This is a genomic window from Xanthomonas sp. F4 (assembly GCF_011761895.1).
In genome coordinates, this window is record NZ_JAASQX010000001.1 from 617398 (window position 1) to 642575 (window position 25178).

The 25178-nt window shown below is 69.5% G+C and carries 24 protein-coding genes; 18 read left to right on the plus strand and 6 right to left on the minus strand.

Annotation, left to right across the window (positions count from 1 at the left end; all coding sequences use genetic code 11):
- Positions 1–76 precede the first annotated feature (76 nt).
- The 3 genes from FHR66_RS02790 to FHR66_RS02800 all read left to right on the plus strand — a co-directional run bounded on the left by FHR66_RS02790 (position 77) and on the right by FHR66_RS02800 (position 2842).
- The gene (locus FHR66_RS02790) at positions 77–1174 is read left to right on the plus strand and encodes an OmpA family protein (protein ID WP_160966123.1); all 1098 of its coding nucleotides are present in this window, start codon (positions 77–79) and stop codon (positions 1172–1174) included.
- A 293-nt stretch (positions 1175–1467) separates the two neighbouring features.
- Positions 1468–1962: a hypothetical protein gene (locus FHR66_RS02795; RefSeq protein WP_160966125.1), complete on the plus strand. Its 495-nt coding sequence runs from the start codon at positions 1468–1470 to the stop codon at positions 1960–1962.
- 91 nt (positions 1963–2053) lie between these two features.
- Positions 2054–2842, plus strand: coding sequence for a pseudouridine synthase (locus FHR66_RS02800; protein ID WP_160966127.1), 789 nt, complete (start codon positions 2054–2056; stop codon positions 2840–2842).
- Here the strand turns inward: FHR66_RS02800 and FHR66_RS02805 are convergent.
- Both FHR66_RS02805 and kbl read right to left on the minus strand, forming a co-directional pair.
- Entirely contained in the window at positions 2793–3185 is a 393-nt protein-coding gene (locus FHR66_RS02805) for an HNH endonuclease (protein WP_160966129.1), read from the minus strand. The genes FHR66_RS02800 and FHR66_RS02805 overlap by 50 nt on opposite strands.
- A gap of 1 nt (position 3186) precedes the next feature.
- A complete protein-coding gene (gene kbl, locus FHR66_RS02810; RefSeq protein WP_160966131.1) occupies positions 3187–4389 on the minus strand; it encodes a glycine C-acetyltransferase in 1203 nt (400 codons plus the stop codon).
- Between the two features lie 193 nt (positions 4390–4582).
- Between kbl and FHR66_RS02815 the strand changes: the two genes are divergently transcribed.
- From FHR66_RS02815 to FHR66_RS02845, 6 genes are read left to right on the plus strand one after another with little or no spacing between them, the layout of a single operon-like run.
- Positions 4583–5605 (plus strand): sulfate ABC transporter substrate-binding protein, encoded by a 1023-nt coding sequence (locus tag FHR66_RS02815; RefSeq protein ID WP_160966133.1) that lies wholly within the window; start codon positions 4583–4585, stop codon positions 5603–5605.
- Positions 5606–5609: 4 nt separating this feature from the next.
- Positions 5610–6710, plus strand: coding sequence for an ABC transporter permease subunit (locus FHR66_RS20980; RefSeq protein WP_237475279.1), 1101 nt, complete (start codon positions 5610–5612; stop codon positions 6708–6710).
- Positions 6710–7666 carry a sulfate ABC transporter permease subunit CysW gene (cysW, locus tag FHR66_RS02830; protein ID WP_160966135.1) on the plus strand — a complete coding sequence of 319 codons (957 nt, stop codon included), beginning with the start codon at positions 6710–6712 and terminating at the stop codon, positions 7664–7666. Before FHR66_RS20980 ends, cysW begins: the two co-directional genes overlap by 1 nt.
- 7 nt (positions 7667–7673) lie before the next feature.
- Entirely contained in the window at positions 7674–8714 is a 1041-nt protein-coding gene (locus tag FHR66_RS02835) for a sulfate/molybdate ABC transporter ATP-binding protein (RefSeq protein ID WP_160966137.1), read from the plus strand.
- Positions 8715–8728: 14 nt separating this feature from the next.
- Positions 8729–8962 (plus strand): hypothetical protein, encoded by a 234-nt coding sequence (locus FHR66_RS02840; RefSeq protein WP_160966139.1) that lies wholly within the window; start codon positions 8729–8731, stop codon positions 8960–8962.
- Between the two features lie 57 nt (positions 8963–9019).
- Positions 9020–9718 carry a TorF family putative porin gene (locus tag FHR66_RS02845; protein ID WP_160966141.1) on the plus strand — a complete coding sequence of 233 codons (699 nt, stop codon included), beginning with the start codon at positions 9020–9022 and terminating at the stop codon, positions 9716–9718.
- 85 nt (positions 9719–9803) lie between these two features.
- Here FHR66_RS02845 and tdh read toward each other — a convergent pair whose 3' ends face one another.
- Positions 9804–10835: an L-threonine 3-dehydrogenase gene (gene tdh, locus FHR66_RS02850; protein ID WP_160966143.1), complete on the minus strand. Its 1032-nt coding sequence runs from the start codon at positions 10833–10835 to the stop codon at positions 9804–9806.
- Between the two features lie 182 nt (positions 10836–11017).
- On the opposite strand from tdh, the gene FHR66_RS02855 reads away from it, so the two are divergent.
- The 9 genes from FHR66_RS02855 (at position 11018) to FHR66_RS02895 (ending at position 22266) form a co-directional block, all read left to right on the plus strand.
- Entirely contained in the window at positions 11018–13177 is a 2160-nt protein-coding gene (locus tag FHR66_RS02855) for a S46 family peptidase (protein ID WP_160966145.1), read from the plus strand.
- 162 nt (positions 13178–13339) lie between these two features.
- Positions 13340–13984: a histidine phosphatase family protein gene (locus tag FHR66_RS02860; protein ID WP_160966147.1), complete on the plus strand. Its 645-nt coding sequence runs from the start codon at positions 13340–13342 to the stop codon at positions 13982–13984.
- Between the two features lie 459 nt (positions 13985–14443).
- A complete protein-coding gene (gene folC, locus FHR66_RS02865) occupies positions 14444–15712 on the plus strand; it encodes a bifunctional tetrahydrofolate synthase/dihydrofolate synthase (protein ID WP_160966321.1) in 1269 nt (422 codons plus the stop codon).
- 69 nt (positions 15713–15781) lie between these two features.
- Positions 15782–16879 (plus strand): SPOR domain-containing protein, encoded by a 1098-nt coding sequence (locus FHR66_RS02870; protein WP_160966149.1) that lies wholly within the window; start codon positions 15782–15784, stop codon positions 16877–16879.
- A 95-nt stretch (positions 16880–16974) separates the two neighbouring features.
- Positions 16975–17736 carry a CvpA family protein gene (locus FHR66_RS02875; RefSeq protein ID WP_160966151.1) on the plus strand — a complete coding sequence of 254 codons (762 nt, stop codon included), beginning with the start codon at positions 16975–16977 and terminating at the stop codon, positions 17734–17736.
- A gap of 28 nt (positions 17737–17764) precedes the next feature.
- Complete coding sequence (gene purF, locus FHR66_RS02880) at positions 17765–19231, plus strand: amidophosphoribosyltransferase (protein ID WP_160966153.1); 1467 nt, start codon at positions 17765–17767, stop codon at positions 19229–19231.
- Positions 19232–19348: 117 nt separating this feature from the next.
- Positions 19349–20155 carry a DUF455 family protein gene (locus FHR66_RS02885; protein ID WP_160966155.1) on the plus strand — a complete coding sequence of 269 codons (807 nt, stop codon included), beginning with the start codon at positions 19349–19351 and terminating at the stop codon, positions 20153–20155.
- 233 nt (positions 20156–20388) lie between these two features.
- Positions 20389–21633 carry a zinc-dependent metalloprotease gene (locus FHR66_RS02890; protein WP_160966157.1) on the plus strand — a complete coding sequence of 415 codons (1245 nt, stop codon included), beginning with the start codon at positions 20389–20391 and terminating at the stop codon, positions 21631–21633.
- Between the two features lie 141 nt (positions 21634–21774).
- Entirely contained in the window at positions 21775–22266 is a 492-nt protein-coding gene (locus FHR66_RS02895; RefSeq protein WP_160966159.1) for a hypothetical protein, read from the plus strand.
- Between the two features lie 55 nt (positions 22267–22321).
- Here FHR66_RS02895 and lpxH read toward each other — a convergent pair whose 3' ends face one another.
- The 3 genes from lpxH to FHR66_RS02910 form a co-directional block, all read right to left on the minus strand.
- Positions 22322–23059: a UDP-2,3-diacylglucosamine diphosphatase gene (gene lpxH / locus FHR66_RS02900; protein ID WP_160966161.1), complete on the minus strand. Its 738-nt coding sequence runs from the start codon at positions 23057–23059 to the stop codon at positions 22322–22324.
- Between the two features lie 145 nt (positions 23060–23204).
- Positions 23205–23729, minus strand: coding sequence for a phosphatase PAP2 family protein (locus FHR66_RS02905; RefSeq protein ID WP_160959345.1), 525 nt, complete (start codon positions 23727–23729; stop codon positions 23205–23207).
- On the minus strand, positions 23713–24846 hold the full coding sequence (locus tag FHR66_RS02910; RefSeq protein ID WP_160966163.1) for a glycosyltransferase family 4 protein: 1134 nt from the start codon (positions 24844–24846) through the stop codon (positions 23713–23715). The genes FHR66_RS02905 and FHR66_RS02910 overlap by 17 nt, the downstream gene beginning before the upstream one ends.
- Between the last annotated feature and the right edge of the window lie 332 nt (positions 24847–25178).

Below are 25178 nucleotides of genomic sequence, written 5' to 3' on the forward strand. Positions count from 1 at the left end.
TCTGGATGTGACGAGACATCTGTACTGAACCATGCCTCTACCGGTTTCTATCTCCCCGAAACAAGGAGTTGTATTAATGAACAAGAAAATTCTCACCGCCGCGTTGCTGGGCGGTCTGGCCGTCGCCCAGGCAGCGTCCGCGCAGGAATTCGACGACCGCTGGTACCTGACCGGTTCGGCTGGTTTCAACTTCCAGGACAAGGATCGCACCACCAACGATGCGCCCTTCGTCACCCTGGGCCTGGGCAAGTTCATCAACCCGAACTGGTCGCTGGACGGTGAGCTGAACTATCAGAACCCGAACTTCGACAAGAACCAGGACCTGAACTGGAGCCAGTACGGCATCTCGTTCGACCTGCGTCGCCACTTTATCCAGGAAGGCCGCGGCTGGAACCCGTACCTGCTGTTCGGCCTGGGCTACCAGCGCTCGGAAGAAGAGTTCGACACCGGCGGTCCGGTCTCCCCGGGCCAGCGCAAGGACGGCAACTTTGCCGCCAAGGCCGGCGTCGGTCTGCAGACCACCTTCGACAAGCGCGTTGCCGTGCGTGCCGAAGTGGCCTACCGCGCTGACTTCGACGACCAGAGCGTTGCCGCTCCGTCGCAGAACTGGTTCGGCGACGTGCTGGCTTCGGTCGGCGTCGTGATCCCGCTGGGCCCGCCGCCGGCTGCCCCGGTCGCCCCGCCGCCGCCGCCGGCCGCTGCGCCGAGCTGCGCCGACCTGGACGACGATGGTGACGGCGTCAACAACTGCGACGACAAGTGCCCGAACTCCCAGCCTGGCCAGACCATCGGTCCGGACGGCTGCCCGGTGCCGGTGTCGATCGACCTGAAGGGCGTCAACTTCGACTTCAACAAGGCGAACCTGCGTCCGGACGCCGTGGCGATCCTGGGTGAAGCGACCGAGATCCTGAAGCGTTACCCCGACCTGCGTGTCGAGGTTGCCGGTCACACCGACTCGAAGGGTACCGAAGCCTACAACCAGAAGCTGTCCGAGCGTCGCGCCCGCGTCGTGTACGACTACCTGACCAAGAACGGCGTGGACGCTTCGCGTCTGGTCGGTCCGATCGGCTACGGCGAGAGCCGTCCGATTGCGCCGAACACCAACCCGGATGGTTCGGACAATCCGGAAGGCCGTGCCAAGAACCGTCGTACCGAGCTGAACGTCCAGAACTAATCGGACGCTTCCAGTCTCAAGCAAAGCCCGGCCTCGTGCCGGGCTTTGTTTTTTATGGGACGGCGAATGGATTCTTCGGTATTGCCGTAGGAGCGGCTTCAGCCGCGACGGGCCTTCCCAGGAACGCCTGTCGCGGCTGAAGCCGCTCCTACATGAGCTGCATTGCCAGCCGGTCAAAGCTGAATTTTTTCAGCAATCCCAATTATTTAGCGCATGTAGTGCCGGTAACAGTTGAAAGCACGCCGGGCCCTGCCTACACTCGCTCGTCGACTCGCCTGAATGGAAAAAAACCGATGCTGCGTATCGTGACGGCCAGCCTGCTTGCGCTCGCCCTGATTCCTGCGGCCCACGCCGCACCGGATTGCTCCGGCGATCTGCTGCCCAAGCCGTTGGCGCTGCCGGCCACGGTCGCCGCGCCGGTCGCTTCGGAGCTGTTCAGCCGCAACGTGCAGCTGGGCATGCCCAGCGGCGTGCTGACCCAGTCCTACAGCAGCGACCAGTCGCTGGACCGCGTGCTGCTGCGGTTGCGCGCCGAAGGCTGCCAGAGCCTGGCCAACGCCACCCCGGGCGCGGTGAAGCCGAACGATCCGGCCGCGTACAAGCCGGCCACCGCCTTCGACAACACGCCCTGGCGGTTCGACATGAGCCAGAACGGCAAGCGCATGACCGCCGAGGAGTTCGACGCCTGGATGAAGGCGCGCGGCGTTCGCGTGGTCAAGGCGCGTCCGGCACCGGTACCGGCTGCCGCCGCCGAGGCGCCGGCGCCGGCCGACGCCAACAAGCAGTAAGTCCGGCGCGCGGCCGCTTGCGGCCGCGCCCGTTCGCGCAGTGCGAGGGGCCAAGCCGCCGCGTTCCCGTCGTCCGGCGTCGTCCCCGGCGGTGCCCGCGCGTCCGCGCCCTTCCGCGCGCGGCGCCGCGCCAGCCACGCCGCGTCACGGCCTGGCCCGCACCCTGTCCAAGCTTGGCCTGTGCTCGCGTACCGAGGCCGCACGCTGGATCGCCGCCGGCCGTGTCACCGTCGACGGGCGCATCGTCACCGATCCCGAATTCCCGATCCTGCAGGGCCGCCACCGGCTGGCCGTGGACGGCGCGCCGCTGGCCGACACCGCGCGCCTGTACCTGATGCTCAACAAGCCGCGCGGGTTGGTCACCAGTGCGCAGGACGAACGCGGCCGCGACACCGTTTATCGCTGTTTCGACGGTGCCGGCCTGCCGTGGCTGGCACCGGTCGGGCGCCTGGACAAGGCCAGCGAGGGCCTGCTGTTGTTCAGCAACGACCCGCAATGGGCGGCGCGGGTGACCGACCCGGGCAGCGGCCCGGACAAGACCTATCACGTGCAGGTGGACGCGGTGCCCGACGCGGCGCTGCTGGCACGGATGTGTGCCGGCGTGGTCGACGATGGCGAACCGCTCCGCGCCAAGCAGGTGCGCCTGCTGCGCCAGGGCGAGCGCCATGCCTGGCTGGAAGTGGTGCTGGACGAGGGCCGCAACCGGCAGATCCGGCGGCTGCTCGCCGCGCTCGGCCTGGACGTGCTGCGGTTGGTGCGGGTGGCGATCGGCGAGCTGGCGCTGGGCGAGTTGGGCAAGGGTGCCTGGCGCGAACTCAGCGCCGCCGAAGTCACGGCGTTGGCGCCGGCGGCGGACGCCAGCGTGCCAACCGCGCGCTGAGCAACGCGGCGACGACGTCGCGCGCGCGCGCATCCTGCGGCCCGCGCGCATCGTGGTGGCGACCCTTGGCGTGATTGCAGCCGGCACAGGCCAGCGCCAGGTTGCGTGCATCGTTGGGATCGTCGCCCACCTGGGCGCACAACGCTGCCGCGGCGCGGCGCCCGAACCAGGCCTGCGGCACCACATGTTCGAGCGAACAATGGCCCAGCGGCTCGCCGTCGCCGCGCAAGTCAAGGCGTCGCCGGCAATGCAGGCAGCGGCTATGCCAGCCGCCGGCTGCAGGCTGCGCCTGCGCGTCGGTCTGCGCCGCCAGCAACAGCCGTTGGCGCAGCGCGGCGCGCATCTCAGGCGGTGATGACGCCCAGCTCGCGGCCGATGCGGATGAACGCCTCGATCGCCCGGTCGAGGTGTTCGCGGGTGTGCGCGGCGCTGATCTGGGTGCGGATCCGCGCCTGCCCCTTGGGCACCACCGGGAAGAAGAAGCCGATCGCGTAGATGCCTTCCTCCAGCAGCCGTTCGGCGAAGCGCTGCGCCAGCGGCGCGTCGTACAGCATCACCGGGCAGATCGGATGGGTGCCGGGCTTGATGTCGAACCCGGCGGCGGCCATGCGCTCGCGGAAGTAGGCGGTGTTCCCGACCAGGCGCGCGCGCAGGTCGTCGGCGGCGTCGAGCATCGCGAAGGCCTTGATCCCGGCGGCGACCACGTGCGGCGGCAGCGAGTTGGAGAACAGGTAGGGCCGCGAGCGCTGGCGCAGCAGTTCGATCACCTCGCGGCGGCCGGTGGTGAAGCCGCCCAGCGCGCCGCCCATGGCCTTGCCCAGGGTGCCGGTGAAGATGTCGATCTTGTCCAGCACGCCCTTGACCTCGGCCGAGCCGCGGCCGCTGGCGCCAAGGAAGCCGGTGGCATGGCACTCGTCGATGTGCACCAGCGCGTTGTATTTCTTCGCCAGCGCGGTGATCTCGTCCAGCGGGGCGATGAAGCCGTCCATCGAGAACACGCCGTCGCTGGTGATCAGCTTGGTCTTGCAGCCGGCGGCGTCGGCCGCCTGCAGCTGCGCTTCCAGGTCGGCCATGTCGCAGTTGGCGTAGCGGAAGCGCTTGGCCTTGCACAGGCGCACGCCGTCGATGATCGAGGCGTGGTTGAGCGCATCGGAGATGATCGCGTCGTGCTCGCCCAGCAGCGGTTCGAACAGGCCGCCGTTGGCGTCGAAGCAGGCGGCATAGAGGATGGTGTCCTCGGTGCCGAAAAACGCGGCGATCTGCGCTTCCAGCTGCTTGTGCAGGTCCTGGGTGCCGCAGATGAAGCGCACCGAGGCCATGCCGAAGCCGTGCGTGTCCAGCGCGTCCTTGGCGGCCTGGATCAGCGCCGGATGATCGGCCAGGCCCAGGTAGTTGTTGGCGCAGAAGTTGAGCACGCGGCGGCCGTCGGCGAGGACGATTTCCGCCGCCTGCGGGCCGACGATGATGCGCTCGGACTTGAACAGGCCCTGGGCGCGGATCGCGTCCAGTTCCTCGGCGTAGTGCTGGGTGAGGCGGGAGTCGGTCATGACGGGCACGCGCGGCGGAAAGAGGCGGCGATTTTACCGCGGCGCCCGCGAAGGCCGGGGTCGTCATGCGCAAATGGCATGAGCCGCTGCCGGGAAGTCATTTCACCCGCCGCCTGCCGCTGCGCAGCATGCGTCATGGTCCGCGGCGGGCATCGGCCGCGGCATCGGCCTGTGTGTTTTCGGAGAACCGTCCATGTCCAGCCTTCCGCCGCGCCGCTGGCGCCCGCTGCTCGCGCTCGCGCTGTGCGTGTTCGCCGGGGCCGCGGTCGCCGCCGAGACGCAATTGCTCAACGTGTCCTACGATCCCACCCGCGAGCTGTACCGGGACTACAACGCCGCCTTCGCCAAGCATTGGGCGCAGCTGCATCCCGGCGAGCAGGTCGCGGTGGAGACCTCGCACGGCGGCTCCGGCAAGCAGGCGCGCGCGGTGATCGACGGGGTCGAGGCGGATGTGGTGACGCTGGCATTGGCCTACGACGTCGATGCGATCGCCGCCAAGAGCAAGCTGATCGATGCGAACTGGGCCACGCGCCTGCCGGACAACAGCGCACCGTACACCTCGACCATCGTGTTCCTGGTGCGCAAGGGCAATCCGAAGGGGATCAAGGACTGGCCCGACCTGCTGCGCAACGGCGTGTCGGTGATCACGCCCAATCCCAAGACCTCCGGCGGCGCGCGCTGGAACTACCTGGCCGCCTGGGCCTACGCCGACCACATCTTCAAGGGCGATCGCGAGCGCATCCTCACCTACATGCGCGCGCTGTTCCGCAACGTGCCGGTGCTGGACACCGGCGCGCGCGGCGCCACCACCACCTTCGTCCAGCGCGGCATCGGCGACGTGTTGCTGGCCTGGGAGAACGAGGCGTTCCTGGCGCAGCAGGAACTGGGCCAGGACAAGTTCGAGATCGTGGTGCCGAAGCTGTCGATCCTGGCCGAGCCGTCGGTGGCGCTGGTCGACAGGAACGTGGACAAGCACGGCACCCGCGCGGTCGCCGAGGAATACCTGAAGTACCTGTACTCGCCGGAAGGACAGAGGATCGCGGCCAAGCACTATTACCGGCCGCGCCATCCCGAGTACGCCGACCGCGCCGATCTGGCGCGGCTGCCGAAGGTGCGCCTGGTCACCATCGACCAGGCATTCGGGTCCTGGGCCAAGGCGCAGGCCACGCACTTCGACGACGGCGGCCTGTTCGACCAGATCCAGGCGAGCAAGTGACGCGATGGCCGTGACCGCCGCCGCCGTTGCCCGTGCACCGCGCCAGCGCCGGGTGATGCCGGGCCTGGGGTTGAGCCTGGGCATCACCCTGACCTGGCTGGGACTGGTGGTGCTGATCCCCTTGCTCGCGGTGCTGCTCAAGACCAGCGGGCTGGGCTGGGACGGCGTGTGGCGGGTGTGGAGCGAGCCGCGGGTGCTGGCGGCGTTGCGCCTGAGCTTCGGCACCGCGCTGGCCGCGGCGGCGTTCAATGCGGTGATGGGCACCTGGGTGGCCTGGGTGTTCGTGCGCTATCGCTTTCCCGGCAAGCGCCTGTTCGACGCGATGATCGATCTGCCGTTCGCCCTGCCGACCGCGGTGGCCGGCATCGCCCTGACTGCGCTGTACGGCAGCAACGGCTGGATCGGACGCTGGCTGGAGCAGCCGGCGCAGGCGCTGGCGGCCAGCCTGCCGGCACTGGCCTGGTGGTGGCCGCGGCTGGCGTTGCTGCTGGCGCTGTCGGCCACCGGCTACGCGTTGTTGCGGCGCAGCCAGTCGCTGCTGCCGGCACCATTGCGCGCACTGCAGCGCCTGCTTGGCACGGTCGCCGTGCTCGGCCTGGCCGCGTTGGGCGTCGGCGGCCTGCTGATCGGTTATGCCGGGCTGATGCAGAGCAGTGGCGCCGGCGGGGTCAAGGTCGCCTACACGCCGCTGGGCATCGTGGTGGCGCTGGTGTTCGTGGGGCTGCCGTTCGTGGTGCGGATCGTGCAGCCGGTGCTGGCCGAGGCCGAGCGTGAGTTGGAGGAGGCGGCCGCGACGCTCGGTGCCGGGCGCTGGCAGACGGTGCGCCGGGTGTTGCTGCCGACGCTGTGGCCGGCGGTGCTGACCGGATTCGCGTTGGCTTTCGCGCGCGGCGTCGGCGAGTACGGTTCGGTGATCTTCATCGCCGGCAACCTGCCCAATGCCACCGAGATCGCGCCGTTGCTGATCACCATCCGCCTGGAAGAATTCGACTACGGCGGCGCCAGCGCGATCGCCGCGGCGATGCTGCTGTTGTCGCTGCTGTCGTTGCTGCTGGTCAACGCGGCACAGGCCTGGTTCGCGCGGCGCGGCAGGGCGGTGGCGTGATGGCGTCGGTCGTGTCCGCGCTGGCCGCGCACGTCCCGGGGCAGGCCGGCGCTGCCGCCGTCGCCGCGCACGCGCAGGCCTCGGTGGTCGACGAGCCGCGCTGGGTGCAGCGGCTGCTGATCGGCGGCGCGCTCGTCTTCCTGCTGGCGTTTCTGCTGCTGCCCTTGCTGCTGGTGTTCACCGAGGCGCTGCGCGGCGGCGCCGACGTGTTCTGGCGTGCGATCTCCGATCCGGACGCGCTGGCGGCGATCCGCCTGACCCTGCTGGTCGCAGCGATCGTGGTGCCGTTGAACCTGGTGTTCGGCGTGGCCGCGGCCTGGGCGGTCAGCAAGCACCGCTTCCCCGGCAAGCGCCTGCTGGTGAGCCTGATCGATCTGCCGTTCTCGGTGTCGCCGGTGGTCGCCGGGTTGCTGTTCATCCTGATCTTCGGCCGTAACGGCTGGGCCTGGCCGCTGATCGACGAGGGCGTGCGGCTGTCCCTGCCGCTGCTGGGCGAGGTGGTGCTGCGCCTGCCGCGGATCGTGTTCGCGCTGCCGGGCATCGTGCTGGCGACCACCTTCGTCACCTTCCCCTTCATCGCGCGCGAACTGATGCCGCTGATGGAGCAGCAGGGCGACGACGAGGAACTGGCGGCGCTGAGCCTGGGCGCCAGCGGCTGGCAGACCTTTCGCCGGGTGACCTTGCCGAACATCCGCTGGGGCCTGCTGTACGGCGTGCTGCTGTGCAGTGCGCGGGCGATGGGCGAGTTCGGCGCGGTGTCGGTGGTGTCCGGGCACATCCGCGGGCGCACCAATACGCTGCCGCTGCATGTGGAGATCCTCTACAACGAATACGCCTACAGCGCCGCCTTCGCCTGCGCCAGCCTGCTGGCGCTGACCGCGCTGCTGACGCTCGCCGTGAAGTCCTGGCTGCACTGGCGTCACGGTGCGGCGCTGGCCGCCACTCACCGACATTGAGGTTGCGATGACCATCCGCCTGCAGCACCTGGGCAAGCGCTTCGGCGATTTCGCCGCGCTCGACGACGTCAGCCTGGACATCCGCCAGGGCGAACTGCTGGCGCTGCTGGGGCCGTCCGGCTCCGGCAAGACCACGTTGCTGCGGGTGATCGCCGGCCTGGAACACGCCGATCGCGGCCGCGTGCTGATCCACGGCGAGGACGCCACCGCGTTGTCGGTGCAGGCGCGCCGGGTCGGCTTCGTATTCCAGCACTACGCCTTGTTCAAGCACATGAGCGTGTACGAGAACATCGCCTTCGGCCTGCGCGTGCGCCGCGAGGCGCGCTGGAGCGAGTCGCGCATTCGTGCGCGGGTGCAGGAGCTGCTGGCGCTGGTGCAGTTGCACGACCTGGAGCGGCGCTACCCGGCGCAACTGTCCGGCGGCCAGCGCCAACGCGTGGCGCTGGCCCGCGCGCTGGCGATCGAGCCGCGCGTGCTGCTGCTCGACGAACCGTTCGGCGCGCTCGACGCGCAGGTCCGCCGCGACCTGCGGCGCTGGCTGCGCGAACTGCACGAACGCACCGGCCTGACCACGGTGTTCGTCACCCATGATCAGGAAGAGGCGCTGGAACTGGCCGACCGCGTGGCGATCCTCAACCGCGGCCGGATCGAGCAGATCGGCAGTCCCGCGCAGGTCTACGAGCAGCCGGCCTCGCCGTTCGTGTACGCCTTCGTGGGCGCGGTGAACCGGCTGCCGGCACGTCTGCACGACGGTGCGGTGCAGGTCGGCGGGCTGGCTTTGCCGGTGCCGTCGACGCCGCTGTCCAGCGGCCCGGTCGAACTGTATGTCCGGCCGGAAGACCTGGTGCCCGGCAGCGAGGGCTGGGCGGCGACGGTGCTGTCGATCCAGCGCAGCGGCCCGCGCCTGCGCCTGCGCGCGCAACTGGCGCACGGCCACGACGAGGTGGAGGTGGAGCTGCCGGCGGGCGAGGGGGTGCCGGACTACGCGCCGGGCCAGCCGCTGCACCTGCGCGCGCGCCGCTTCGGGGTGTTCGCCCGGCCCGACTGAGGCGCCATCGCGCCATGCCAATCGCCTACTGGCGCGGCTGCGCGCCGGTGCCACCAGCGGCTGGCCCGATCGGCCTCGACGTGACCGCCAGGTCGCTGGCCGGGTCCATGCCTGTCGAGTCCGAGGCCAACGCCGGCGCGCCGGCCGTGTCCGCACGTGACGCAAAAGTACAGGCTTGTGTCAGGCCATGGCATGCGCTGGGCGAAAAGTTGTTGCACTGCAAGATCAAAGCAGTTAAAAAAGCGTGAAAGCGCATGCGTCCCGCTGCTGCAACCCACCCTCGTCAACCCACAGGAGAATGACCGGTGAACAAGACCACTCTCGCCCTGGCCGTCGCACTGGCCGCTTCGCCGTTCACCGTCCTGGCCCAGGACGAACCGGCTTCGCCGATCACCGGCTCCTACGGCGTGGTCAGCGACTACGTGTTCCGCGGCGTCTCCCAGACCGACAAGGGCCCGGCGTTCCAGGCCGGCCTCACCTACACCTCGCCGTTCGGCCTGTACGTGGGCACCTGGGGCTCCAACGTCGACTTCGGCGCGGGCGATCCGGACTGGGAAGTGGACGGCTTCGTCGGCTACAACGTCGATTTCTCGCCGGACTGGAACTTCGACGTGATGGTCAACCGTTACGGCTACCCGGGCGCCGGCAAGTCGAACTACAACGAACTGATCACCAAGACCAAGTTCCTCAAGACCTACACCCTGACCGTGGCGTACACCGACAACGTGTACAACCTCGACCGCGACAGCTTCTATTACGCGCTGGATGGGAACTGGGCGCTGCCGCAGGGCTTCAGCGTCGGCGCGCACGTCGGCCGCACCACCTACGAAAGCGCGCTGACCGCGTACCAGGACTACACCGACTACAACGTCAGCGTGGGCAAGATGGTCGGCCCGCTGGCGCTGAGCGTGGGTTACTACGACACCGACAACAAGGGCCCGGAGAACTTCACCGAGCGCCTGGCCGGTCACCGCGTGGTGGTCTCGGGCACGATCGCGTTCTGATCGCATCGTCGCGTGAAACGACGAAGGGCGCCGCAAGGCGCCCTTCGTGTTTTTCCGGCACCGCCGCGTTGCCGCGGCGCGTGCCTTACCAGCTCAGCACGACCTTGCCGGCCTTGCCTTCTTCCATCAGGTCGAAGCCCTTCTGGAATTCGTCGATGGTCAACTGGTGGGTCAGCACCTTGCCCAGCGGGAAGCCGGACAGCACCAGCTGGGTCATCTTGTACCAGGTCTCGTACATCTTGCGGCCGTAGATGCCCTGCACGGTCAGGCCCTTGAAGATGATCTTGTCCCAGTCGGCGCCGGCGCCGCGCGGCATGATGCCGAGCATGGCGATCTTGCCGCCGTGGTACATGCAGTCGAGCATGTCGTTGAAGGCGCGCGGATTGCCGCTCATCTCCAGGCCCACGTCGAAGCCTTCCATGTGCAGGTCGGCCATCACGTCCTTGAGCGAGGTGTTGGCGACGTTGACCACGCGGGTCGCGCCCATGTCCGCGGCCAGCTTCAGGCGGAAGTCGTTGACGTCGGTGACCACCACGTTGCGCGCGCCGATGTGCTTGCAGATGCCCGCGGCGATGATGCCGATCGGGCCGGCGCCGGTGATCAGCACGTCCTCGCCGATCACGTCGAACTCCAGCGCGCAGTGCGCGGCGTTGCCGTAGGGGTCGAAGAACGCGGCCAGTTCGGAGGGGATCTGGTCGGGGATCGGCCACAGGTTCGAGGCCGGCATCACCATGTACTCGGCGAAGGCGCCGTTGACGTTGACGCCGATGCCGACCGTGTTCGGGCACAGGTGCGGGCGCCCGCCGCGGCAGTTGCGGCAGTGGCCGCAGACGATGTGGCCTTCGGCCGAGACGCGCTGGCCGACCTCGTAGCCGGTGACCGCCGAGCCGAGCTGGGCGATGCGGCCGACGAACTCGTGGCCGATGGTCAGGCCGGGCTTGATGGTGCGCTGGCTCCACTCGTCCCACAGGTAGATGTGCAGGTCGGTGCCGCAGATCGCGGTCTTTTCCAGCTTGATCAGCACCTCGTTGGGGCCGGGGACCGGCACCGGCACCTGTTCCAGCCAGATGCCCTTGGCGGCGTCGCGCTTGACCAGCGCCTTCATTGTTTGCGCCATGTCGGTGCAGATTCGATGGGAAGAGGGCGCGCAGTATAAGCGCCCGGCCGGCGCGCCCATGTTGCGGCGCGGTCAGGACGTGCCCGGGACTGGGCGACACGCCCCAGGGTGCCATTGGTCACGGTCCGGGCGCTTGATGACAGCCGTTACACTCTAACGTCTGTCATCAAGGAAGCTATTCGATGCGTTCGAATTCGTTGGCTGTCGCCATCGCCGCCGTGGCCGCCCTGTCCGGCGTCTCCACCGCCCAGGCCGGCGAGGGCATGTGGGTCCCGCAGCAGTTGCCGGACATCGCCGGGCCGCTGCAGCAGGCCGGCCTGAAGCTGTCGCCGCAGCAGCTGTCCGACCTCACCGGCGACCCGATGGGCGCGGTGGTCTCGCTGGGCGGCTGCACCGCCAGCTTCGTCTCGCCGCAGGGCCTGGTCGTGACCAACCACCACTGCGCCTACGGCGCGATCCAGCTCAACTCGACCCCGCAGAAGAACCTGATCCGCGACGGCTTCAGCGCCGCCAGCCAGGGTGCGGAGCTGAGTGCCGGCCCGAACGCGCGCATCTATGTGCTCGACCGCATCACCGACGTCACCGCGCAGGCCAAGGCGGCGATGGCCGCCGCCGGCAAGGACGCGCTCAAGCGCACGCAGGCGCTGGAGGATTTCGACAAGACCCAGGTCGCCGCGTGCGAAGCCGATGCCGGCTACCGCTGCGAGCTGTACAGCTTCTCCGGCGGCAACACCTACCGTCTGTTCCGCACCCTGGAAATCCGCGACGTGCGCCTGGCCTACGCGCCGCCGTCGGGCATCGGCAAGTTCGGCGGCGACGTCGACAACTGGATGTGGCCGCGCCACACCGGCGATTTCTCGTTCTACCGCGCCTACGTCGGCAAGGACGGCAAGCCGGCCGCCTATGCCAAGGACAACGTGCCGTACCAGCCCAAGCACTTCCTGAAGTTCGCCGACCAGCCGCTGGGCGCCGGCGATTTCGTCATGGTCGCCGGTTACCCGGGCCGCACCAACCGCTATGCGCTGGCCTCCGAATTCGACGCCACCGCCGACTGGGGCTATCCGACCGCGGCGCGCCAATACCGCGATCTGATCGCGCTGGTCGAGCAGGCCGGCAAGCAGAACCCGGACATCCAGGTGAAGTACGCGGCGACCATGGCCAGCTGGAACAACGTCGCCAAGAACTACGAAGGCCAGTTGGAAGGCTTCAAGCGCATCGATGCGGCGGCCAAGAAGCACGCCGAGGAACGCGCGGTGCTGGACTGGCTCAAGCGCCAGGGCGGCGAGGGCAAGGCCGCGCTGCAGGCGCATGCGCAACTGCTGGCGCTGGGCGAGCAGGCCAAGGCGACGCGCGATCGCGACCTGGTGCTGCGGCAGATGCAGCGTACCGGCGCGCTCGGCAGTGCGGTGTCGCTGTATCGCCTGTCGATCGAACGCGCCAAGCCGGACGCCGAGCGTGAGCCGGGCTACCAGGAGCGCGACCTGCCCGAGATCGAGGGTGCGATGAAGCAGATGGAGCGCCGCTACGTCGCATCCATGGACAGCCAGTTGCAGCGCTACTGGTTCGACCAGTACCTGAAGTTGCCGAAGGCGCAGCGCCTGCCGGCGCTGGACCAGTGGCTGGCCGGCGCCGATGCGCAGGCCGCCGCCGCGCGCCTGGCCGGTACCCAGTTGGGCAACACCGATGCGCGCCTGAAGTGGCTGCATGCCGACCGCGCCGCGTTCGAGGCCAGCGACGATCCGGCGCTGCGCTATGCGGTGGCGCTGATGCCGACCCTGCTGCAGATCGAGCAGGACCAGAAGCGCCGCGAGGGCGAGGAGCTGCTGGCGCGTCCGCGCTACCTGCAGGCCGTGGCCGACTACAAGAAGAGCCAGGGCGAGTCCGTGTATCCGGACGCCAACTCTTCGCTGCGCATCACCTTCGGCAACGTCAAGGGCTACGTGCCCAAGGACGGCGTGGCCTACACCCCGTTCACCACGCTGGAAGGCGTGGTCGCCAAGGACACCGGCGTGGAGCCGTTCAATTCGCCCAAGGCGCTGCTGGATGCGGCCAAGGCCAAGCGTTACGGCGGGCTGGAAGACAAGCGGTTGGGCACGGTGCCGGTCAACTTCCTGTCCGACCTGGACATCACCGGCGGCAACTCCGGCTCGCCGGTGATGGACGCGCACGGCAAGCTGGTCGGCCTGGCCTTCGACGGCAATTGGGAGTCGGTGAGTTCGAACTGGGTGTTCGACCCGGCGATGACCCGGATGATCGCGGTCGACACGCGTTACCTGCACTGGATCATGCAGGAAGTGATGCCGGCGCCGCGGCTGTTGAAGGAGTTGAACCTGGCCAAGTGAGCCAGGCCCGACGGACGGCGGCCATGGCCGCCGTCCGCGTGTCCGCCCCGGCGCGCTGCGGCGGCGCGCGGGATGCAGCACAGGGTTTCCGGCGACGGAGCGGGTATCATGCCGCTCCGTTTTCGTTTGCGAGACGGGCCCTTCCCCCAAGGAATCCAGCGCATGCGCATTCTGCTCGCCCGCCATGGCGAAACCCCGTGGAACGCCGAAGGCCGCTATCAGGGCCAGATCGACATCCCGCTGTCGCCGGTCGGCGACGCCCAGGCGCAGGCGCTGGGCGCACGCCTGCGCGAGGTGCCGCTGACCCGCGCCGTGGCCTCGCCGCTGGCACGCGCACAACGCACTGCGCGCTTCGCCCTGGGCGCCGAGCGCGAAGCGCTGCTGCAGACCGATCCGGACCTGCAGGAGATCGCCCATGGCGAGTGGGAAGGTCTGCTGGCCAGCGAAATCAACGAGAAGGATCCGGCGCGCCTGCGCGCCTGGCGCGAGGAGCCGGATACGGTGCTGATGCCGGGCGGCGAGTCGCTGCGGCAGGTGCTGGAGCGCTCCTGGCGCGGCCTGGCCCGCGCCGCCGAGGGGCTGGGCGAATACGACACGCTGCTGGTGGTCGCCCACGATGCGGTCAACCGGGTGATCCTGTGCCGGGTGCTGGGCCTGCCGATCGCGCGGCTGTGGAGCTTCCGCCAGGCGCCGACCACGCTGAACCTGCTGGAAGGGCCGGACGTGGAGCATCTGGAAGTGGTGCGGCTGAACGATTGCGCGCATCACACGCCGTTCTTCGGCGAGGCGAAGCATCGGGCGTTGTAGGTTTTCCGGTCGTTGCGACGGTCTGCTGAGTTGATGCAAAGGCAAGATCAAATGCTTTCGCGCTTGGCGCGCGAGTCACTTTTCTTTGCTTGTGCAAAGAAAAGTAACCAAAAGAAAGCACACCCGGGCGGCACGCCCTCCGCGCTGCGCGCTCCGGGTGCGCAAGCAGGCCGGACATTTTTCGGCGGCACATCCATGTGCCGTCGAAAAACGGCGCGCGTCCTGCGCGCCGCCCCTGCGGGGTTTTCGTCCGGCCTGCTTGCCGTGCCTCACGGGATCCGGAACAGCTAAAGCAACATCAACCGCAAAAGCCAAAGCAAAGCCAAAGCCAAAGCCAAGCCAAAGCCAAGCCAAAGCCAAGCCAAAGCCAAGCCAAAGCCAAGCAACCGCCGACGCCTAACAACAGCAAAGTGCAGTGCGGCTTCGGTACGCGTGCTGTCGCCGCATCAGTCGAGTTCAATCGCCTCCATGAACACCCTCTCCGAATGGCTCGCCTACATCGAGCGCCAACATCCCCAGGACATCGCCATGGGCCTGGAGCGGGTGCGCGCGGTCGCCGCGCGCATGCGCCTGACCCGGCCGGCCAAGCACGTCATCACCGTCGGCGGCACCAACGGCAAGGGTTCGACCGTCGCCTTCATCGAGGCGATCGCGCGTGCCGCCGGCTGGCGCGTGGGCAGCTACACCTCGCCGCACCTGCTGCGCTACAACGAGCGCGTGCGCATCGAGGGCGAAGAGGCCAGTGATGCCGACCTGATGACTGCCTTTGCGGCAGTGGAGGCCGCGCGCGGCGAGACCGCGCTGACCTACTTCGAGTACGGCACGCTGGCGGCGCTGTGGCTGTTCCAGCAGGCCAAGCTGGGGTTGGCGGTGCTGGAGGTCGGCCTCGGCGGCCGGCTCGACGCGGTGAACCTGGTCGACGCCGACGTGGCGGTCATCACCACCGTGGACATCGACCACACCGACTGGCTCGGCAGCGACCGCGAAGCGATCGGCACGGAGAAGGCCGGCATCGCGCGGCCGTGGAAGCCGCTGGTGCTGGGCGAGATCGATCCGCCCTCCAGCGTGCTGCGCCGCGCCTACGCGATCGGCGCCAACGCGATCCGCGCCGGCAGCGACTTCTTCCACGAGCCGATCGACGCCGAACGCTGGCGCTGGCGCGACGTCGGCACCGAACTGCAGCTGCCGTTGCCGCAGTTGCGCGCGCCGGTGCAGCGCGCCAACGCCGCCACTGCTATCGCCGCCCTGCGCGCGTTGCGCCGGTCGCTGCCGCGCAACGCCTACGCCGAGGGTATCGCCGCCGCCCGCCTGCGCGGACGGCTGCAGCCGTGCGTGCGCGATGGCGTGGAGGTGCTGGTCGACGTCGGCCACAACCCGCAGGCGGCGCGCGAGCTGGCCGCCGCGCTGCAGGCGCAGCCGGTCGCCGGCCGCACCTGCGCGGTGTTCGCGGCGCTGGTCGACAAGGACGCCGCCGGCGTGGTGGAGGCGCTGGCCGCGCAGGTCGATGCCTGGCACCTGGCCGGTTTGAGCGGCAGCCGCGGCCAGAGCAGTGCGCAGTTGCGCGCGCGGTTGGCGGCCACGGCCGCCGCCGAAGCCAGCGTTGCCGAGAGCGTGGCGCAGGCGCTGCAATCGGTGCTGGCACAGGCGCGGCCGGGCGACCGCGTGCTGGTGTTCGGCTCGTTCCATACCGCCGCCGAGGCCCTGCACTGGCTGCATTCAGCCGGCTGATCCCGCCCTCGCGCGGGCCGACCTTATAATCGGCACGGCACTCCGCCACGCCGCCCCCTCACCCTTTCCGTGGATACCGTCCTGAAACAGCGATTGATTGGCGCCCTCGTCCTGGTAGCGCTCGCCGTGATCTTCCTGCCGATGCTGGTGAAGGGGCCTGCGCCCGACAGCGGCGTGGCCAATGTGCCGTTGAAGGCGCCCGAGGCGCCGGCCGATGGCCAGTTCCAGACCCGAGAGTTGCCGCTGGTGACCCCGGGCGATGCACCCAGCGGTGGGGCGGTGGGCATGGCCAAGTCGCCGGGTGCCACGCCCGCGGCCGCCGCCGCGCCGGCGCCGGTCCAGAACAATCCCGATGCCGCCGACCTGGCCGATCCGGCCGCCGGCAGCGCCGCGCAGCCGTTGCCGCCGAGCGTGGCCGCCGGCAACTACGCGGTGAACTTCGGCGCCTACGCCACCGCCGCCGATGCCGATGCGGTGATCGCGCGGCTCAAGCAGGCGCAGTTGCCGGGCTTCCGCGAGCAGGCCACCATCGGCGGGCGCCAGGCCTGGCGGGTGCGGATCGGGCCGTATGCCGATCGCGCCCAGGCCGAATCCGTGCGTCTGCAGGCGGTCAAGGTCCGCAACGACGTCAACGCACAGGTGGTGACCCTGGACGCGGCGCCGAGCAACGCGACCCCGACCAGCGCTACGCCGGCCGCCGGCAGCCATGTCGCCGCCGCCGCGCCCGCCGCCCCGGCCAAGACCGAGGCGCTGCCGCCGGAGCCGGCCAAGCCGGTCGCCACCGCCAAGCCGGCGACGCCGCCGGCGCCCAAGCCGGAACCGCCCAAGCCGGCCGTGACCAAGCCCGAACCCACCAAGCCTGCGGCCACGCCGGCCACCACGGCGGCCGCCAAGCCGGCGCCGAGCGTGCCGGCTGCGCCGGCCGCTTCCGGTACCGGCTTCGCCGTGCAACTGGGTGCGTTCGGCAAGGCCGAGGACGCCAATGCCCTGCGCGACAAGGTGCGCGCGGCCGGCTTCAGCGCCTTCGTCGAACAGGTGCGCACCGACAAGGGCGCGCTGAACCGGGTGCGGGTCGGGCCGGTCGCCAACCGCGCCGATGCCGAGCAGTTGCGCGCCCAGGTGGCGGCCAAGGTCGGCATCAGCGGTATGGTACGTCCACATCCTTGATCGGGCCCCGGCCCATGGAGTAGCACGATGGTCCAGGGAAGGCAGGCGCGACGCGCGATCGGCGCGATGCAGCGGCTCGGCCGCGGGAGGCGCGCATGATCGACATGGTGCTGTTGACGGTGATCCTGGTCTCGGCCCTGCTCGGGGCCCTGCGTGGGTTCGTCGGCATCGTGGTCGGCACGCTGTCCTGGTTCCTGGCCGGCTGGGCCACGTTCCAGTTCGGCGGCAACGCCGGGCAGTGGTTGGCCAACGGCTCACGGCCGAGCATGAGCTACTACCTGGGCGGCTACGCGCTGACCTTCGTGACGGTGATGGCGGTGGTCGGCATCACCGGCATGGTGATCCGCACCGCGGTGCGCTCGACCGCGCTGTCGGGCACCGACCGCGCCCTCGGCTTCGGCCTGGGCGCGGCGCGCGGCGGCTTCTTCGCCGCGGTGCTGGCGTTCCTGATGAGCTTCACCCCGCTGACCCGCGAGCCGGACTGGCGGCATTCGATGGTGCTGCCGGTGCTCAGCCCCGGCGTGGGCTGGATGCGCGCGCAGATGCCGGACTGGCGCATGCCGCAGATGCCGCAGTTGAACCTGTCGCAGATGCCGCAACTGAACGTGTCGCAGATGGATTTGGGCAACTTGCCCGCGGCAGGCGATAATGCCGCGCTGGGCAACGCCCTGCAGGCCAGTGGGCTGCAGGAGATGATGTCCAAGGCCCTGGGACGTCCCGGGGTGCGGTCCGCGCAGCCCGGGAGCGATCCGTCGCAACTGATGCCCGCGAACATCGATCCGGCGCAGGCGCGTCCGGCGCAATCCGACCCGGCACGGGTCGAACCCAACGGCCAGGCACGGCCACCTTCCCAATAGCGGCGTCCCCGCCGCGGAGAGCGTTGACATGTGTGGCATCGTCGGAATCGTCGGCACCCAGAACGTGGCCGGGCAACTCTATGACGGCCTGGCCGTGCTGCAGCATCGCGGCCAGGACGCGGCGGGCATCGCCACCGCCGACGGCACCCGCCTGCGCGTGCAGAAGGCCAACGGCCTGGTCCGCGACGTCTTCGACGAGAAGCGCATGGCGGTGCTGGAAGGCCGCGTCGGCATCGCCCATTGCCGCTATCCGACCGCCGGCTCGGAAGGCATGGACGAGGCGCAGCCGTTCTACGTGAATTCGCCGTACGGCATCGCACTGGCCCACAACGGCAATCTGGTCAATACCGAGTCCTTGCGGCAGCAGGTGTTCGAGGCCGACCGCCGCAACATCAACACCGATTCGGACAGCGAAGTGCTGCTGAACGTGTTCGCCTACGAGCTGGACGCGCAGCGCATGCTGACCCCGGAGGCGGCGATCCGCGCCGTGGCCGGCGTGCACCGCCGTTGCAAGGGCGGCTACGCGGTGGTCAGCGTGGTGCTGGGCCTGGGCCTGGTCGCGTTCCGCGATCCGCACGGCATCCGCCCGCTGGTGCTGGGCAAGCGCGAGAGCGTGGAGGGCGACGAGTACATCGTCGCCTCCGAGTCCTCGGCGCTGGACATCCTCGGCTTCACCCGCGTGCGCGACGTGCGCCCCGGCGAAGCGCTGGTCATCACCGGCCGCGGCGAGCTGTTCTCCGAGGTCTGCGCCTCGCCGACCGACCACACCCCGTGCATCTTCGAGTACGTGTACTTCGCGCGCCCGGACTCGATGATCGACAACGTCTCGGTGCACAAGGCGCGCATGCGCATGGGCATGAAGCTGGGCGAGAAGATCCTGCGCCTGCGCCCGGACCACGACATCGACACCATCATCCCGATCCCGGACACCTCGCGCGACGCCGCCTTGGAGATGTCCAACGTGCTCGGGGTGAAGTACCGCGAGGGCTTCGTCAAGAACCGCTACATCGGCCGCACCTTCATCATGCCGGGGCAGGGCGAGCGGGTGAAGTCGGTACGCCGCAAGCTCAACCCGATCCACCTGGAATTCCGCAACCGGGTGGTGCTGCTGGTCGACGATTCGATCGTGCGCGGCACCACCAGCCGGCAGATCGTGCAGATGGCGCGCGACGCCGGCGCGCGCAAGGTGTACCTGGCCAGCGCGGCGCCGCCGGTGCGCTATCCCAATATCTACGGCATCGACATGCCGGCCGCCGACGAACTGGTGGCGCATGGCCGCAGCGAGCAGGAGATCCAGGAATTCCTCGGCTGCGACTGGCTGATCTACCAGGACCTGGAAGACCTGGAGACCGCGGTGCGCGAGGGCAATCCGGAACTGAAGGCGTTCGACTCCTCGTGCTTCAACGGCCAGTACACCACCGGCATCGAGCCCGGCTATTTCGAGCGGATCATGCAGTTGCGCTCGGACGAGGCCAAGCGCAAGCGCCGTGCCTGAGCCCCGCGGCGGCCGCGCCCGGGCGCGACGCATGCGCGCGCTGGCGGGCCTGGCCGCGTTGTGCGGCGGCTGTCGCGCGCCGCTGGTGACCGCGGCCGCGCAACCGCCGGCGGCGCCGTGAACGGCGACCTGTACCAGGCCGCGCGCGCCTGCCTGGACGCGGGCGACCCCGACGAGAAGGTCGCGCTGACCCAGCGCCATGCCGCGGCCTGGCGTCATGGCGACTTGGCGATGCCGACCGAGGCGCCGGCGCCCGAGCCGATCCGCATGCCCGGGCGGCCGCCGCGGCCGCGGCTGGTGCATCCGCGCGAGCTGCCGCGCCGCGGCCTCGGCAGCGCCGAAGGCCGCGCCGCCTTCATCCATGCCATCGCCCACATCGAACTCAACGCCATCGATCTGGCCTGGGACGCGGTCTACCGCTTCCGCGGCCTGCCGCCGGCGTTCTATGCCGACTGGGTGGCGGTGGCGGACGACGAGTCGCGCCATTTCGTGCTGCTGCGCGACCGCCTGCGCGCGCTGGGCCACGCCTACGGCGATTTCGCCGCGCACAACGGCCTGTGGGAGATGTGCGAGAAGACCGCGCACGACGGCCTGGCACGGATGGCGCTGGTGCCGCGGGTGCTGGAGGCGCGCGGCCTGGACGTGACCCCGGGCATGATCGCCAAGCTGCGCGCGCTCGACGACGACGCCACCGCCGACATCCTAGAGATCATCCTGCGCGAGGAAGTGGCGCACGTGGCCGCCGGCTCGCGCTGGTATCGCTGGTATTGCGCACAGGCCGGGATCGAGCCGCGCGCCCGCTTCGCGGCCCTGCTGCGCGAATACGCCGGCGGCTACCTGCATGGTCCGTTCAACCTGCAGGCGCGCCTGCTGGCCGGGTTCGACGAGGACGAATTGCAGGCCCTGCAGCAACAGGCCGGCTGAGGCGCCGCCGCCGACAGGGCGTGGCGTGTGCTGCAACGAGGCGCCGACGTGGGCGACATTCCAGGGGCGTCGCGTGGATTTCGTGATGCCTATCTCCGACTGATGCCTGGACCGCATTTGTTGCTTGCGCTGAACGGTGGCTGAGCGGCTAATCGAACTCCCCCGCGCGGCCTTCCCCGTTCCGGCCGCGCGCGGGGCGACGTTCGTCCCTACTCACCACCCAGGAGTCCGACATGAAGTCGATGTGCAGCCTTACCGCGATGCTTGCCCTGTGTGTCGCCGGTTCCGCCTCCGCGGCCGGAACGCCCCTGTTCCAGAGCAGCCAGTACGTGTCCAAGTCCATCGCCGGCGAGCCGGCGCTGAGCCGCCTGCTGGCCAATCCCGCCACCGGCGCGGTGCAGCGCGTTGGCGTGAACGCCGCCGCGGTCACCGCCGGGCAGAAGCAACTCGAGCTGGACCTGCTGGGCCAGCGCATCACCGCCACGCAGTTGAAGACCGAGCAGTTGGAAGGCGGCAACAGCATCTGGTACGGCAACCTCGGCAATGCCGCGGTGGCCCGGACTCGCGCGCTCTCCGGCCTGGATCCGCTGAACTCGGCGATCCTGGTGCGCAGCGGCGACACCATCACCGGCAGCATCCGCAGCAACGGCACGCTGTTCCACCTGCGTCCGATCGCCGGCGGCGGCCATGTGCTGGTGGAAGTCGACGAACGCCGCATGCCGGCCGAGCATCCGGCCGACTACGCCCTGCTGCCGACCGTGCAGATGCCGCAGTCGGTGATCGACGAGCGCATGACCGCCGCCGGCGCCTCGTCCGGTTCGCCCGCGACCATCCGGGTGCTGGTGGTGGCGACCAACAAGGCGGTGACCAGCTACGGCGGCAACATGCAGTCGCTGGTGCAACTGGCGGTGGCCGAGTCCAACCAGGGCTACACCAACAGCAACGTCGGCATCACCATGCAACTGGCCGGCTACGAGACCACCAACTACACCGAGTCCGGCGACTTCAACACCGACCTGACCCGCTTCCGCGGTACCAGCGACGGCTACATGGACAGTATCCATACCTCGCGCAACAGCACCGCGGCCGACGTCGGCGTGCTGATCATCGACAATTCCGCCTATTGCGGCCTCGCCTCGGGCATCGGTTCCACCGCCGCCACCGCGTTCGCGGCGGTGTACTGGGATTGCGCCACCGGCTACTACAGCTTCGCCCACGAGATCGGCCACCTGCAGAGCGCGCGCCACGATGTGGCCACCGACTCCAGCACCTCGCCGTACGCCTATGGCCACGGTTATCGCTACGGCAACAGCTGGCGCACGATCATGGCCTACAACTGCACCAGCAGTTGCCCGCGGCTGAACTACTGGTCCAACCCGAACGTGTCCTACAACGGCGTGCCGATGGGCAACGCCAGCACCGCCGACAACCAGCGCGTGCTGGTCAACACCAAGGCGACGGTGGCCGGGTTCCGCTGAGCCGGCGTGCGCGTGGCGCAGGCCGCACGCCTGCGCCACGCGTGACGGAGACGAGCGGAGCGGGCGCGGTGGCGTGCGCTTCCGCTATGCTGGGAAGTGGCGCCGGCGCGGCCGGTGCCGACCGACTTCCTGGGATCGACGATGTTCAAGCGCATGCGACTGCCGGCCACACTGCTGCTGGCGATGCTGAGCGCGGGCTGCGGCCCCGCCCCCGATCGGCAGGCCGATAGCCCGTCGCCGACGGCCAAGACCGACCCGCCGCGGGCGACCCCGCCGGCCGACACCTTCGACGAAAACCGCGCAATGGATCTGCTGCAGGCGCGCCTGGCGGCCGATCACGCCTATCCCGACCTGCCGTGCCTGGGCTATGCCATCGAGGACGAGCAGGACGAGGCGGCCTCCGCGACAGCCTCTGCACCGGCCGCACCCAAGGCCTCCGCGCCGGCGGCGATCGAGATCGCGGTGCGCGAGAAGCACGGCGACGGTTGCCCGGGCGATCCACAGACCGAGCCGGTCCGCGACCGTTTCCGCGTCGAGCGTTCCGGCGCGATCCGCTGGTACGACGTGGTCGATGGCGACTTCGTCGATTACGCGCAATGGCGGCAGCAGCAAACCGGTGGCGGCTTGCCCTGAGCGGCGGGTCTTGTGCGCGTCGCCGGGCTGCGCGCGGCCGCGCCGGACACGTGTACTAGAGCTGTTGCAGTCGGCAGCCCTGCGCATCCACGCGCAGCACCGAGCCCTGTTCGTACCAGTCGCCGAGCACGATGCGGGTGCAGGCACGACCCTCCACGTCCAGCGCATGCACCGCCGGCCGATGGGTGTGGCCATGGATCATCCGCGCCACGCCATAGCGGGCGAAGGTGGCGGCGACCTCGGCCGGGGCCACGTCGGTGACGGTCTCGAACTGCGTGCGGTCGCCCTGTTTCAGGTCGGCCTGGCGCGCCTGGCTGGCGGCACGCGCCTGCTGCGCGTAGGCGATGCGCGCGGCCAGCGGCTGCGCCAGGAACTGCTGCTGGAAGGCCGGATCGCGGGTCTGCGCGCGGAACGCCTGGTAGGCGGTGTCGTCGGTGCACAGCAGGTCGCCGTGCAGCAGCAGGGTCGGCTCGCCGTACAGATCGATCACGCAGGGATCGGGCAGCAGGCGCAGGCCGGCGCGCTGCGCGTAGTCGGCGCCGAGCAGGAAGTCGCGGTTGCCGTGCATGAAGAACACCGGCACCCCGGCCGCGTGCAGCGCGTGCAGCTCCAGCGCCACCGCATCGGCCGCCTCGGACGGCGTGTCGTCGCCGATCCAGGCCTCGAACAGGTCGCCGAGGATGTACAGCGCCTCGGCCCGGCGCGCCTCGCCGCGCAGGAAGTCGAGAAACAGCGCGGTGATCGCCGGCCGTGCCGGATCCAGATGCAGGTCGGAGATGAACAGCGTGGTCATTCGGCCATTGTAGTACGGCCGGGATTGGGGATTGGGGATTCGGGATTGGATGGCAGCCGCGAGCGCAGGCGTCGCCGCTCCTACACTGATCGCGGAGATGGCCGAACGCCATCCCGAATCTCCACTCCCGAATCCCGGCTCCTCATCAGATCAACCACAACGACACGCCCGCCAGCAGCGCGCCGATGCCGGTGGCGGCGAGTACGTCGCTGGGGTAGTGCAGGCCCAGCACCACCCGCGACAGCGCCACGCAGGCGATGAACGGCACCAGCAGCGGCGCCAGCCACGGGTAGTAGGCGAGGGCGACGATGCCGAAGGACACCGCGTGCAGGGTGTGGCCGGAGGGGAAGCTGAATTCGTCCAGCGGCGCCACCCAGGCACGGATGCGCAGGTCGGCGGCATACGGGCGCGGGCGCCGGGTCCAGCGCTTCAGGCCCTTGTACAGGCTCAGCGCGACCACGCCGGTGGCGGCCATGTGCGCGGAGGCGAACACGCCGTCCATGCCGTCGCACAGCACCAGCAGGGTCATCAGCGCATACCAGAACACGCCGTCGCCCAGTCGACTGATCACCGAGAAGAAGCGCCGCACCGAACGCCGCCGGCACCAGTGGTTGGCGCGCCGGCACCAGCGGGTCTCGTGCCCGCGCAGGATCTCAAGCCGCGTCGACATGCGTCCTCCGGGTCTGCGCCAGTTGGTTGAGCAGGGCATCGAAATCGGCCACCACCCGCTCCGGGCGCAGTTGCTGCATCGACGCGCAGGCGGCCGCGCCCAGGCGCCGGCGCAGCGTCTCGTCGCTGCCCAGGCGCAGGGCGGCGGCGATGAAGGCGTCGTCGTCGGCCACCGCTGCGCCGTTGCTGCCGTCGCGCAGGTACTCGCGCGCCGCGCCGTAGTCGAAGGCGACCGTGGCCAGGCCGCTGGCCATCGCCTCCAGGGTCACGTTGCCGAAGGTCTCGCTGCGGCTGGGGAACAGGAACAGGTCGCCGCTGGCGAAATGCCGCGCCAGCGCATCGCCGCGCTGCACGCCGCAGAAAATGAAGTCGGGATTCTCCTGCGCCAGGCGCTCGCGCAGCGGGCCGTCGCCGACCCAGACGAAGCGTGCGCGCGGGCGCAGCTGCTGCAACTGGCGGAACGCGCGCACCGCCAGCGGCAGGTTCTTCTCCGAGGCGATGCGGCCCACGTACAGCACCGCGCAATCGTCGTCCTGCAGCCCCCACTGCTGGCGCAACTGCGGATCGCGGCGCTGCGGCTCGAACTGCTTGCTGTCCACCGCGCGCGCCAGCAGGCGTACCCGCTCGAAGCCCTGGGTGGCCAGGAAGTCGCGCAGTTCGCGGGTCGGCACCAGGGTCGCCTGGGCCTGGTTGTGGAAGCGCCGCATCCAGCGCAGCGCGGTCGACTGCAGCCAGGCCGCACCGTACTGCGGCAGGTACTCGTCGAAGCGGGTGTGGAAGCCGGTGGCGATCGGGATGCCCAGGCGCCGTGCGCTGCGCAGCGCCGACCAGCCCAGCGGACCTTCGGTGGCGATGTACACCGCATCCGGCGGCGCCGCCTGCCACAGCCGGGTCAGGCGCCGCGGCGCGGGCAGGCCGAACTTCAGTCCGGGGTAGCGCGGCAGCGCCGCACCGCGCACCAGCCGCAGATCCGCCGGGTCGGCATCGCTGGCCTGGCGCGGACGCACCACATCGACGCTATGGCCGCGCGCGCGCAGCCCCAGTTCCAGCCCCTGCACGGTCAGCGCCACGCCGTTGACCTCAGGGGGATACGTCTCGGTGACGATCGCGTAGCGCATGCGGGGGCTCCGGTTTGGCAAAGCCTCGCGCACGGCGGTGAAGCGAACATGTCCAGCGCATGTAGGAACGATGACGCCAGAAGCCGGGATTCGGGATTCGGGATTCAGGATTCAGGATTCAGGATTTTCCGCGAGTGCAGGCGGTTGCGATTGCACTGTGGGAGGGACTTCAGTCCCGACGGGCTCTACCGGTAAAGCCCGTCGGGACTGAAGTCCCTCCCACAAAAAGCGGATGGATCGCGGCTTCGGAAAGGCCTGTTTTTTTAAAAAATTGCCACTTTTTCATCAAATCGCTTGACGGCGATTCCACGCCGGACAGCATGCTGCCGTCC

Bases quoted from the DNA above. Each gene is read 5' to 3' on its own strand.
- FHR66_RS02790 (WP_160966123.1), top strand. From the start codon at position 77: ATGAACAAGAAAATTCTCACCGCCGCGTTGCTGGGCGGTCTGGCCGTC.
- FHR66_RS02795 (WP_160966125.1), top strand. From the start codon at position 1,468: ATGCTGCGTATCGTGACGGCCAGCCTGCTTGCGCTCGCCCTGATTCCT.
- FHR66_RS02805 (WP_160966129.1), bottom strand. From the start codon at position 3,185: ATGCGCGCCGCGCTGCGCCAACGGCTGTTGCTGGCGGCGCAGACCGAC.
- kbl (WP_160966131.1), bottom strand. From the start codon at position 4,389: ATGACCGACTCCCGCCTCACCCAGCACTACGCCGAGGAACTGGACGCG.
- FHR66_RS02815 (WP_160966133.1), top strand. From the start codon at position 4,583: ATGTCCAGCCTTCCGCCGCGCCGCTGGCGCCCGCTGCTCGCGCTCGCG.
- FHR66_RS20980 (WP_237475279.1), top strand. From the start codon at position 5,610: ATGGCCGTGACCGCCGCCGCCGTTGCCCGTGCACCGCGCCAGCGCCGG.
- cysW (WP_160966135.1), top strand. From the start codon at position 6,710: ATGGCGTCGGTCGTGTCCGCGCTGGCCGCGCACGTCCCGGGGCAGGCC.
- FHR66_RS02835 (WP_160966137.1), top strand. From the start codon at position 7,674: ATGACCATCCGCCTGCAGCACCTGGGCAAGCGCTTCGGCGATTTCGCC.
- FHR66_RS02840 (WP_160966139.1), top strand. From the start codon at position 8,729: ATGCCAATCGCCTACTGGCGCGGCTGCGCGCCGGTGCCACCAGCGGCT.
- tdh (WP_160966143.1), bottom strand. From the start codon at position 10,835: ATGGCGCAAACAATGAAGGCGCTGGTCAAGCGCGACGCCGCCAAGGGC.
- FHR66_RS02855 (WP_160966145.1), top strand. From the start codon at position 11,018: ATGCGTTCGAATTCGTTGGCTGTCGCCATCGCCGCCGTGGCCGCCCTG.
- FHR66_RS02860 (WP_160966147.1), top strand. From the start codon at position 13,340: ATGCGCATTCTGCTCGCCCGCCATGGCGAAACCCCGTGGAACGCCGAA.
- FHR66_RS02875 (WP_160966151.1), top strand. From the start codon at position 16,975: ATGATCGACATGGTGCTGTTGACGGTGATCCTGGTCTCGGCCCTGCTC.
- purF (WP_160966153.1), top strand. From the start codon at position 17,765: ATGTGTGGCATCGTCGGAATCGTCGGCACCCAGAACGTGGCCGGGCAA.
- FHR66_RS02890 (WP_160966157.1), top strand. From the start codon at position 20,389: ATGAAGTCGATGTGCAGCCTTACCGCGATGCTTGCCCTGTGTGTCGCC.
- FHR66_RS02895 (WP_160966159.1), top strand. From the start codon at position 21,775: ATGTTCAAGCGCATGCGACTGCCGGCCACACTGCTGCTGGCGATGCTG.
- lpxH (WP_160966161.1), bottom strand. From the start codon at position 23,059: ATGACCACGCTGTTCATCTCCGACCTGCATCTGGATCCGGCACGGCCG.
- FHR66_RS02905 (WP_160959345.1), bottom strand. From the start codon at position 23,729: ATGTCGACGCGGCTTGAGATCCTGCGCGGGCACGAGACCCGCTGGTGC.
- FHR66_RS02910 (WP_160966163.1), bottom strand. From the start codon at position 24,846: ATGCGCTACGCGATCGTCACCGAGACGTATCCCCCTGAGGTCAACGGC.